The organism is Rhodoferax ferrireducens (genome assembly GCF_003347515.1).
Lineage (GTDB): Bacteria > Pseudomonadota > Gammaproteobacteria > Burkholderiales > Burkholderiaceae_C > Rhodoferax.
Genome location: NZ_QEII01000169.1, coordinates 1 through 259 on the forward strand (window position 1 = coordinate 1; position 259 = coordinate 259).

Genomic DNA, 259 nt, shown 5'->3' on the forward strand with positions numbered 1-259 from the left:
ATGTTGGATGCGGCCATCGAAAGAGTGGCCAAAAGCGATGACCGCCCCGTCGTTCACTCTGACCGCGGTGCCCACTATCGCTGGCCTGGGTGGCTCACTCGGATACGCGATGCGAAGCTGATTCGCTCGATGTCGCGCAAAGGATGCTCTCCAGATAACGCAGCCTGTGAAGGCTTCTTTGGACGGCTAAAAACGGAGCTGTTCTATCCTCGGGACTGGCAGGCTACAACCATTGAGCAGTTCATTCAGGTCATTGACA

The 259-nt window shown here is 56.0% G+C and carries 1 pseudogene; it reads left to right on the forward strand.

The window, feature by feature from the left end:
• Window positions 1-259, forward strand: a pseudogene (locus C5P05_RS01085) (IS3 family transposase); the annotation flags it as partial.